Raw genomic sequence first — 9,744 nt, forward strand, 5'->3', positions numbered from 1 at the left:
GGACCATGTCCAGGCAGCCAGCAAGGCGCCCAGCAAGACCACCCCACCGAAGAAAGTGGCGTAACGCAAGCGCAGCTTGTTGCGGCTGGTGTACTGCTGAACCAGTTGGCGATCGGCAAAGATCACCCGAGAGAACAGCTCCTTGAGGAAGAAGCCGCTGTTGGAATAGACCGCCGCCGAAGTACCAGGCTGTAGTTGCAGACCAAACTGCTCGGCCACACGTTCGCTGGCCCGGCTGGTGGACTGACCTTCCTGTACGGCACTGGTGAAATAGAAGCCGCGGAAGATGGGGCGGAACTGGTACGGATTTTCTTCAAACAGGGTGTTGATGAAGATGCGCAGCGCCGGCTTGAGCGCAGCAAACTCCAGGGGGAAGGTCAACACACCGGGAGGCAATTGCTCGCCACGGTGCAGGGACATGCGCGCCACCGAAGCGTCCTTCAAGCCTTGGTACAGCGCTTCGAAGTGGGTTTCAAACTGCGTCACGGCATCCACGCCCGAAGCAGTGTCATAGGGCAAGGTGGCCCCCCAGACCTTGTCGCGCTCGCTGCGATCACGGTCTTCGAAGAAATCAACAAAACCGGCGATCAGGTCGGCCTTGGTGAACACCACATACACGGGTGCAAAGACCTCTAGCTTCTCGGTCAGCTCCTGCACGCGCTGGCGCAACTTGCGCGCCAGATCGATGGCGAACTCGGGCTTGTTGCCGCCCAGTTCTGCCACGCTCACCGCGATGATCACACCGTTCAGCGGCGCCTTGGGGCGATGCCGCTTGAGCAAAGACAGGAAGCCCAGCCATTCGCTACGGTCTTCTTCGTGCACGGAGTAGCGCCCCGCCGTGTCCAGCAAGATGCCCTCTGTGGTGAAGTACCAGTCGCAATGGCGCGTGCCGCCAATGCCCTGGATCACGTTGTCTGCACTTTCGGCAAACGGGAACTTCAAGCCCGACTTGACCACGGCTGAACTCTTGCCTGCAGCCGGGTTGCCAATCACGGCGTACCAGGGCAGCTCATACAGCGCGGCAGAGCCGGAGGTTTCACCCAGCTTCGACGATTTGATCAGCTTGACAGCCTCGGCCATGCGCTCGCGCACAGCGGCCACTTCATCTTGTTTGCCGGCTTTCGCAGCGGCTTTCAAGGCCTTGTCTGCATCGGCGTCCATCGCCTGCTCCAGGGACTTCGCGGCCTGATGCGCCTTGTAGCGTCGCCACCCCCATACGCCTGCCCAGGCCAGGAGCAACAAGGCCAGCACAACCACGGCCCAGACCAGGCCGATGCGCATGGCATCCGCACCAACAAGCAGCAAGCCAGCCAGTGCGGCCAGGCCGATCACAGCCAGCACGCGAGGATCAAGAAAGAACTGCCAGATTCGTTGCATGGACATATACCAAGGTCGATCAAGCGGCGACAGGTTCGGCACGCCAAGGCGCCAAAGCCACCACTACCCGATCATGAGAAGACTGCACGTGTGTGGCCACGGCCACCTGATCCGGTTTGTCGCCTGCGCGCAAAGCCGCGCAGGCCAGGGCCGACGGCACAAGCGCACGCGCCACGCCCAGATCACCACAAGACTCGCCCACACGCGTCACGGCCAGCATGGGATCCACGCCAGGCATCACGTCCTGCAGAGCCTCGAACAACTCGGCGGTGCGGCTGGCGCGGTGATCTGCATCAGCCACGACCAACACGCGATCCTTGTCCGCCAGGTTCAACGAAAAGGCATGCTGCAGGGCGGCCCCCAGCACGGTAGAGCCCACACGGCCAATCGCATCCGCCGACTTGTCACGGGAGGCGCGCACAGGGCGCCACATGCGCACGGGCGGCTCGGCTCGCTGCGCCAGGTCAGGCCAGTGCTCGTTGGCCAGCAACAGGCCAGCGGCGGCCTCGCCCGGCACCTTGCCGGTCTGGTGCGAGGAGGTGAACAGCTCGCCCACGGCCTGCATGCGCTCGATGCGGGCTTCATTGACGGCGCTGTCAACAGCCAGGATCAGCCACAACTCGGGGCGTGGTTCGCGGGACCACTGCACCATCTGGCGATCCAGTTCATCCCACAGGTCTTCGGGGCGCTCCAGCGCCTCAACCAGCCAGCGCACGCCTTTGGCGCGTGTGGCGTCAGCCCAATCCAGCAAGGCGCCGCATTGGCTTCGAACCCACTCCACGACGGCTGCACGCTCATGCTCGCCCCAGCTGGAAGGCAACAACAAGCGCACGGTCAGTTGAGGCGCCAGGGCCGCCCGCGCCTGCACCGCGGCCTTGTTGACCGGCACAGCCACGCCAGACAGGTGCGATTTCATATCGCTGCCACTGACGCCGCCACCAGAAGCGGCTTGCGCCTCCTGCTCGAAGGCGCCGCCATCGGCTGGCACCAGTTCGCTCACCGCGTTCAGCATCTGGTGCAAGGGCGCTTCCAGCAAAGCCAGGCCGCGCAAGACCTCATCGGGCAGCGCGATGCCACCTTGCGCAAGCTCGGCATGCGCATCAAGCCAATCGCGCACATCCAGATCAGCAACACGTGAGGTGAAGATGGGCAGACCATTGATGTCCTGCAACTCGCTGTCCAACTCAGGCCTGACAGACTGGGACTGCAAACCGCTCCAGGCCGCGCTCGCATCTGAACCAGCGGGCAAGGTCACGGCCTCGGCCAGCACCCATGCGGACAACTGCCGCTGCGCTTCATCGGAAACGCCTTGCGTTGGGTTCGCCGTCACAGCGGGCACGCCAGCCTTTGGCCCCACCACGGGCACCACAGGCGCCGATGCCTGCGCACGCAATCGTTGAACAGCCCACAGCACCAGCAAAAAGAACGCAGTCAGCACAACGGGCAGCGCAAAGAGCTGACCGACGATCTCGGCGGTACTGGCCTCATGGCGGCTGGATTGCCAATGCCAGATGGTGAACAGCCAGACGACGACAGTGATCGCCAGCCACAAAGCGCCTGCTTTTAATACCTTGGTCATGCCCTGACTGCCTGCTTGATGACCGAGTCGATGTTCGACCCGAGGAAACTCAAATGCCCGTGGAGACCGCCTGCGCGGCAATCAGGGTGGCGCCGCAGGCGCACTTGTCGCCATGCCGTGCAGCAGGCTTGCCATCGATGATCATCGTGGCATCACCCGAGACAATGACGGTCGTGCCGTGACTGCGCTTGGGGCAAGTCACCTGATCACCCACACGGGCAATGCGCTTGCCCTGGGTGTCCGTCGTGCCGGAGGCTTCGATGACGGTGCCACCATGATCGGTGGTGTCACCCAATACGATGAATGGACGGCCCATGGCGTCTGCTTCCCTGTTTGTGATGTGTATGCCAGCCGGTTTACACAGCTGCGGGGCGAGTCTAAAGGCTGCTCACACCCGCAAGCCCCCCCGCAGGAGGGGTAACGCCGTTACCAACTGTGTCAAATGCGCGCAGTGGTTACGCGGCCAGGTATCAACGCAATGTGGCACCAGCCGTCGCGGCCTTGATGGCTTCTTTGGCACCAGGTTTGCGCCACTCCACGTGCCCAAGGTCCATCATCTGCCAGCGCCCGCCCCAGGTCAGCCCCATTTGCTCGGCCACCTGCCCATAGAGCTGGTAGCCACGCATGGCCCAGGGATCCTTCTCGGAAATCACCAATTTGCCATCCTTGTAGAAAGCCAGGTCTACGGCCAGACCGTACTGGTGATAGCTCTGCCAGGCGCCCGCCATGGTCACGTTGCTACCCTTCGCGGCCAGCATGGCCTGGCGCTCCGGGCTTCGATAGCCCTCCAGCAGCGCCATGTCATAGCCGTGTTCGTCTTTCATGATCTTGAAGATCGTCAGCACACGCTGTACGAATGCCGGGTCCATCAGATCCCAACGGCGATCGGCACTGGACAGCATCGGACGCACACTTTCCACTTCCAAGGTCGTGAAAACATCGGGGGGCAACGGTGGTGGTGGCACCAACTGCTCACCGGCCAGCAAATGCGCCACCTGCTGATTGCCAGGATCGATGCGATCGTCAAAACCATCCAGGGTGCGCGGCCCCTTGAGCCCCCAGGCCAGCACCATGACCACGGGCGCAGCCAGAAGCCCGACCGTACCCAAGCCCCAGGCCCAACGCGAGGACCACGTCGGCGTGATCCGTCCCAGGCTCGCACGCCATTGCGGAAAAACCAGCAAAGCCAGCGTCACGCAGCCAAGCAGGAACACCAACCAAATCCACCCTGTTCGCATCATTTTTTGTAACGATTATTTGCAACCCCGTTGCAGCCCCATGTCGTGTCGGGTCGCCCGTCCTTAGAATGCGTCGATTCGCAAAAGAACCAACAAAAACAAGGGAGCCCGGCTTGAGCCAGAACCACGGTGGACGACTCGCCCGCCAAACTACCTCAGACAAACCCGGCCGACCGAGCCTGGATCGTCCCAGCCTGTTCGCAGGCATGGACAACGAGGACAGCACCTTTGGCGGCGACACGCAGCGCGTGCGCATTCTATCGACGTTGGAATCTGCCAGACGTCCTACCGGCCGCAAGGGCCCGACGAAGATTCAGGGCATCACCCGGCAAAAACGCAGCAATTGGCAAACCAAGGCGCTGCTTGGTCTCATGGGCATCGGCGTTTTGACCCTGCTGATCAGCTTTGTGATGGTCGTCGTAGATGGTCACGCCGCGCCAGCCAAGCCAGAATCGACGAACAAACCGGCTGCGGCTGCACCAGAGGCTAAACGTGTCAACGGACTGGCGCCCAAAGTGGCAGCCGATACAAGCAACCCTCTGGCCGCACTGATCGCGCCACCTCAGCACCCGGCCATCGCCCCCGCGCCGACACATGCCGCCGTGATCGAGAACGTGAACAGCGCACCGCCCGCTGCATCGCCACTTGGACGCCTTGCCGCGCAGCCAGCAGAGCCCCGACCAGCCTCGGCCAGCGTGCATCCGTCTGCCTCTCCCGATACGGCCAAGCAAGTTGCCGTGGCAAGCCAGGCCACCAACACGGCCAAACAGACAGCCACACACACCGCGCCACAAATGACGGCGAACAAATCGGGCCAAGCTCTGGCTGCCAACCACGGCACGAGCACAACGGAAGTTGCCGGCGACGGCCTCGGCGCGACGGCCAAAGCGGTTACGCCCCCTGCTGCCAAACGCTCACAAGCCAGCAAGAGCAAGGATGACGACGTCGCCCTGCTGGAGGCCATGTTCGCCCACACCCGCCCCCGGCCTGCGGCCACGTCCGTGGCAGATGAACTCAAACAGCGCTGCGGCGGCCTGAACGGTGCCGATGCCGCCACCTGTCGTGCCCGGGTCTGCGTGCAGAACCCTACCGCGGCTGCCTGTCATCAGGACTGATCTCCGTCCAGCCCCCTTATTCACGGCATTTGGCGCTCGTCCATCCCGGACAAACAGCAAGGTTGTCTCACCCTTGTTAGCATCGGGGATTCGCATTCCCTGTCATCGGACGCGCCATGACCACTCCTTCCCTCCGAGCCATCGACACCAGCAAGCCCGCCTCTGCCGACCAGCAGGACGCCGCCGCTGACGAGGGCACGCCGGTTTCCGTCAAGATCCGCGAGCGGATCAAGGCGGCGCAAAAGCGCTTCCACGCCAATGACAACATCGCCGAGTTCATCGAGCCCGGCGAGCTGGACAAGCTGCTGGACGAAGTGCAAGGCAAGATGAGCGAGGTGCTCTCCAGCCTGGTGATCGACACCGACAGCGACCACAACACCCAGGACACAGCCCGCCGCGTGGCCAAGATGTACCTCAATGAGATCTTCCGGGGCCGCTATCACGGCGCGCCAGCCGTCACGGAATTTCCCAATGCGGAAAGGCTGAACGAGCTGATGATCGTCGGGCCCATCACCGTGCGCAGCGCCTGCTCGCACCACCTGTGCCCCATCATTGGCCGCGTCTGGATCGGTGTGATGCCCAACGAGCACTCCAACCTGATCGGCCTGTCCAAATACGCCCGCCTGATTGACTGGATCATGAGCCGCCCGCAAATCCAGGAAGAAGCAGTCACCCAGGTGGCCGACATTCTGCAATCGCGCATGAACCCCGACGGCCTGGCCGTGGTCATGGAAGCCGATCACTTCTGCATGCACTGGCGTGGCGTGAAGGACATGGATTCCAAGATGATCAACAGCGTCATGCGTGGATCCTTCTTGAAGGACCCCAATCTGCGGCGAGAATTCCTTTCTCTGGTCAATCACAAGAAAGGCTGAACCCATGCTGGTTCGACTGCTGTACGCCAGCCGGGCATCCGAGCCGCTCACGGCTGAAGTCATCGACCACATCCTGGCCACATCGCGCAAGCAGAATCCTGCCTTGGGCGTGACGGGCCTGCTGTGCCACAGCGGTGACATCTTCATGCAGGTTCTCGAAGGTGGCCGCGATACCGTCAGCCAACTCTACAAGGCCATCAGCCAGGACCCGCGCCACCGCGATGTGGTGCTGCTTCAGTACGAAGAGATCACCGAACGCCGATTTGCCGGCTGGACCATGGGCCAGGTCAATCTGGCTCGCGTGAACCCCTCCATCCTGCTGAAATACTCCGAGCGCCCCGTGCTGGATCCCTATGCCGTATCGGGCAAGGTGTCCATGGCGCTGCTGGAAGAGCTGATCGCCACAGCCTGCATCGCGTCTCGGCCTTGCTGAGGCCGACCACGCTGCTGGGCCTGGATTTCAGTTGTGCGCCCAGCAAACGCAAACCACTGACGCTGGCCTGGGGTCGCCGTGCCGGCCAGGTGATTCGCCTGGATCGCGTGGACGAACTGACCACGCTGGCCGCGCTTGAAACCCTGATTGCGCCTGCTGCCACCGAACTGGCAGACGGCTTCGTGATGGGCTGCGACCTCCCCTTTGGCCTGCCCTCGCCTTTCGTGGCGGCCTTGCGGGAACACGGCCCAGGCGACTTACCCGGTTTGCTCCATGATCTGCCATCCACTGCGACGGACATGCCAGCAAACACAGCCTTTGCCGCCGACAGGCTGATCCAATCCCTGCACCAGCACTGCGGTAATCGCGCCGGCTTCCAGCACCTCATCGACAACTGGGGCCAGACCTGGCAAGCCGAGCGCCCGGCAGGCAGCAAGCTCCTGCACCGCGTCACCGATCGCGCCGTGCCCGGCCTCTCCAGCACCAGCCCGCTGCAGACACGCTATGTGCCCGTCGGCAAAATGTATTTCGAAGGCATGGCCAGGCTGGTGCAGGCCAATCTCACCCTGCCCGGCCTGCGCCAGGGCCGCCACGATGCCATCGCTTTTGAGGCCTACCCAGGCCTGCTGGCTGGCGAGTTGCTGGGCAAACGCAGCTACAAGAGCGAGACCGATGCCACCCAGGAACGCCTGATCGCCCGCATGGACCTGGTCGATGCGCTGGAGCAAGGTCGCACCCGCCTGGGCTTGCGACTCAAGCTCAGCCCCGCGCAACGCGATCAACTGGTGGCTGACCCGAAAGGCGACCGGCTGGACGCCGTGCTGTGCCTGATGCAAGCCGGCTGGGCACACTGGCAACACGAACAAGGATCACCCACCTGGGGCCTGCCCGCGCAGATCGACCCCGTCGAAGGGTGGATACTCACGGCATGAGCGACGAACTGATTTTCCCGATGACCGAGGTGCTGGGGCAACCCGCCGTGCACCTTCAGGCCCCCGATGGCGCCCAAGCGACTGTGCTGCTGCATGGTGGCCAACTTGTTTCCTGGATCCCCGCTGGCCGCAAGGAACAGCTTTACCTGTCTCCCCAGGCAGTGGCGGGCCCGGGCCAGGCCGTGCGTGGCGGTGTGCCGGTGATCTTCCCTCAATTCGAGCAACGTGGGCCGGACTTCAGCCTGCCGCGCCATGGCCTGGTGCGCACCCGGCTCTGGGCCGTGGAAAGCAGCGGGCGCAGCAAGGACCACGCCCAACTGACGCTGGCCATCGACGACAACGCCGAGACCCGCGCCATCTGGCCACACAGCTTCACACTGGAGTTGACCGTCTCCATCAGCGGGCAAAGGCTGGATCTGGAACTGTATGCCCACAACCCGGGCACCACGCCCTGGCCTTTTGCCGCCGCCCTGCACACCTATCTGGCCGTGTCCGCGCTCGATCAGGTTCGCCTGCAAGGCCTGGAAGGCAAGCGCTATGTGGATAGCACCACAGGCGGCGAAGCCACCGAAGACCATCCGGAAAAGCGCTTCCACGACGAGGTGGACCGCATCTATGCCGAAGCGGGCGCCCTGCTGCTGCGTGACGGCCCACGCCGCCTCAGCATCGAGGCCGACAACCTGCCCGACGTGGTGCTCTGGAACCCGGGTCCCGACAAATGCGCCGCCCTCAAGGACATGCCCGCAGATGGCTGGCTGAACATGCTGTGCGTGGAAGCGGCCCGCGTATTCGAGCCCATCACACTGGGCCCCGATGAAAGCTGGACGGGCCGCCAGAGCTTCACGCTGACGGCAGCCTGATCCGCCTCACTCCATTTGGTTCAGCGCTTGGCCGACGCGAGCAACTGCTTGATGTCGGCCGTCAGGTCGTCCACCTTCGAGCCATAACGCGAGAACAGGCGAACCTGCCCATCGGTATCGAACACGAAGGCGCCAGCCGTGTGGTCCATCGTGTAGCCACCGCTCTTGGTTGGCACCTTCTGGTAGAAGACCTTGAACTCACTGGCCACCGCCTCGGTTTCAGCCAGTGAGCCACGCAGGCCCACAAAGCTCGCGTCCATGCTTTGCAGATAGGCCTTGAGCACCTCGGCGGTGTCACGCTCGGGGTCCACGGTCACGAACACGCCTTGCAGGCGCTCGCCATCCGCGCCCAGACGCTTGCGTACCTCGGCCAGTTCGGCCATGGTGGTCGGGCACACGTCCGGGCATTGCGTGAAGCCAAAAAACACGAACACGACCTTGCCTTTGAAGTCGCTCAACTGGCGGGGTTTGCCATCGAAGTCGGTCAAGGCCAGCTTGCGTGCGTATTTGGCACCCGTGATGTCCACCGAATTGAACTTGGCTGCTGGTGTGGTGCCGATGGCAGCAGGCTTGCCGGCCTTGTCACAGGCCGTCAAGGACACGGCCGCCGCCAGCCCCGCCAGCAACATCGCCCGGCGGGAAAAAGAGAACAGTTTGCTCATCGCTTGTGGATCGTCAGATCATCCAGTAATGGTCGACCAGCAAGGCGGCAAACAGCAGCATCAGGTAGATGATGGAGAAGCGGAAGGTCTTGCGGGCCAGTGCGTCACTGTAACGCCGCCAGAGGGCGAAGGCGTAGACCAGGAACATCACGCCCAAAGCCAGGGCAGACCACAGATAGATCCAGCCGCTCATGCCGTAGATGAAAGGCAGCACGCTGCCCGCCAGCAAGATCAAGGTATAGAGCAGCACATGCAGACGCGTGAAGGCATTGCCATGCGTGACAGGCAACATGGGCAGGCCAGCGCGGGCATAGTCTTCGACACGATAAAGCGCCAGGGCCCAGAAGTGCGGCGGCGTCCACAGGAAGATGATGAGGCACAGCATCAAGGCCTCAGGCTCGACCGCACCGCGCATGGCGGCCCAACCCAGCACCGGTGGCATCGCACCAGAGGCGCCGCCGATCACGATGTTCTGCGGCGTCAAAGGCTTGAGCACCACGGTATAGATCACGGCATAGCCCACGAAGGTACCCAGCGTGAGCCACATGGTCAGGGCATTGACCCACACCGCCAGGATCACCATGCCGATGCCACACAGCACCGCGCTGAAAGTCAAGGTTTGCCAACGCGTTAGTTCGCCCCGGGCCGTGGGGCGCCAGGAAGTGCGCTTCAT

At 63.0% G+C, this 9,744-nt stretch carries 11 protein-coding genes; 5 read left to right on the forward strand and 6 right to left on the reverse strand.

Translation table 11 applies throughout. The features are described 5' to 3' along the window. The 4 genes from tssM to EPO09_RS11120 all read right to left on the reverse strand — a co-directional run. Positions 1 to 1,377, reverse strand: a 1,377-nt coding sequence (gene tssM, locus EPO09_RS11105) for a type VI secretion system membrane subunit TssM (RefSeq protein ID WP_290643065.1), incomplete at its 3' end; no start/stop codon positions are given. A 19-nt stretch (positions 1,378 to 1,396) separates the two neighbouring features. Beyond that, entirely contained in the window at positions 1,397 to 2,956 is a 1,560-nt protein-coding gene (locus EPO09_RS11110; protein ID WP_290643067.1) for a hypothetical protein, read from the reverse strand. 49 nt (positions 2,957 to 3,005) lie between these two features. Next, positions 3,006 to 3,272 (reverse strand): PAAR domain-containing protein, encoded by a 267-nt coding sequence (locus tag EPO09_RS11115; RefSeq protein ID WP_290643068.1) that lies wholly within the window; start codon positions 3,270 to 3,272, stop codon positions 3,006 to 3,008. A 154-nt stretch (positions 3,273 to 3,426) separates the two neighbouring features. After that, entirely contained in the window at positions 3,427 to 4,170 is a 744-nt protein-coding gene (locus tag EPO09_RS11120) for a M15 family metallopeptidase (protein WP_290643069.1), read from the reverse strand. 137 nt (positions 4,171 to 4,307) lie between these two features. Between EPO09_RS11120 and EPO09_RS11125 the strand changes: the two genes are divergently transcribed. The 5 genes from EPO09_RS11125 (at position 4,308) to EPO09_RS11145 (ending at position 8,409) form a co-directional block, all read left to right on the forward strand. Further along, positions 4,308 to 5,309: a hypothetical protein gene (locus EPO09_RS11125; RefSeq protein ID WP_290643070.1), complete on the forward strand. Its 1,002-nt coding sequence runs from the start codon at positions 4,308 to 4,310 to the stop codon at positions 5,307 to 5,309. Between the two features lie 116 nt (positions 5,310 to 5,425). After that, positions 5,426 to 6,184, forward strand: a complete 759-nt coding sequence (folE, locus tag EPO09_RS11130) for a GTP cyclohydrolase I (RefSeq protein ID WP_290643071.1) — start codon at positions 5,426 to 5,428, stop codon at positions 6,182 to 6,184. 4 nt (positions 6,185 to 6,188) lie between these two features. Further along, positions 6,189 to 6,617, forward strand: coding sequence for a BLUF domain-containing protein (locus EPO09_RS11135; RefSeq protein ID WP_290643072.1), 429 nt, complete (start codon positions 6,189 to 6,191; stop codon positions 6,615 to 6,617). Then, positions 6,611 to 7,549: a DUF429 domain-containing protein gene (locus EPO09_RS11140; RefSeq protein WP_290643073.1), complete on the forward strand. Its 939-nt coding sequence runs from the start codon at positions 6,611 to 6,613 to the stop codon at positions 7,547 to 7,549. The genes EPO09_RS11135 and EPO09_RS11140 overlap by 7 nt, the downstream gene beginning before the upstream one ends. Further along, complete coding sequence (locus EPO09_RS11145) at positions 7,546 to 8,409, forward strand: D-hexose-6-phosphate mutarotase (protein ID WP_290643074.1); 864 nt, start codon at positions 7,546 to 7,548, stop codon at positions 8,407 to 8,409. Before EPO09_RS11140 ends, EPO09_RS11145 begins: the two co-directional genes overlap by 4 nt. Positions 8,410 to 8,429: 20 nt before the next feature. Here EPO09_RS11145 and EPO09_RS11150 read toward each other — a convergent pair whose 3' ends face one another. Together EPO09_RS11150 and cyoE are read right to left on the reverse strand one after the other, a co-directional pair. Further along, on the reverse strand, positions 8,430 to 9,071 hold the full coding sequence (locus tag EPO09_RS11150; protein ID WP_290643075.1) for an SCO family protein: 642 nt from the start codon (positions 9,069 to 9,071) through the stop codon (positions 8,430 to 8,432). A 13-nt stretch (positions 9,072 to 9,084) separates the two neighbouring features. Further along, the coding region (cyoE, locus tag EPO09_RS11155; RefSeq protein WP_290643076.1) for a heme o synthase at positions 9,085 to 9,744 on the reverse strand (660 nt) is incomplete at its 5' end.

Source organism: Aquabacterium sp., assembly GCF_004297345.1.
Lineage (GTDB): Bacteria > Pseudomonadota > Gammaproteobacteria > Burkholderiales > Burkholderiaceae_C > Aquabacterium.

What these genes read in the sequence shown, in the direction of transcription:
- folE (WP_290643071.1), top strand. Translation starts at nt 5,426, where the DNA reads ATGACCACTCCTTCCCTCCGAGCCATCGACACCAGCAAGCCCGCCTCT.
- EPO09_RS11135 (WP_290643072.1), top strand. Translation starts at nt 6,189, where the DNA reads ATGCTGGTTCGACTGCTGTACGCCAGCCGGGCATCCGAGCCGCTCACG.
- EPO09_RS11150 (WP_290643075.1), bottom strand. Translation starts at nt 9,071, where the DNA reads ATGAGCAAACTGTTCTCTTTTTCCCGCCGGGCGATGTTGCTGGCGGGG.
- EPO09_RS11115 (WP_290643068.1), bottom strand. Translation starts at nt 3,272, where the DNA reads ATGGGCCGTCCATTCATCGTATTGGGTGACACCACCGATCATGGTGGC.
- EPO09_RS11110 (WP_290643067.1), bottom strand. Translation starts at nt 2,956, where the DNA reads ATGACCAAGGTATTAAAAGCAGGCGCTTTGTGGCTGGCGATCACTGTC.
- EPO09_RS11145 (WP_290643074.1), top strand. Translation starts at nt 7,546, where the DNA reads ATGAGCGACGAACTGATTTTCCCGATGACCGAGGTGCTGGGGCAACCC.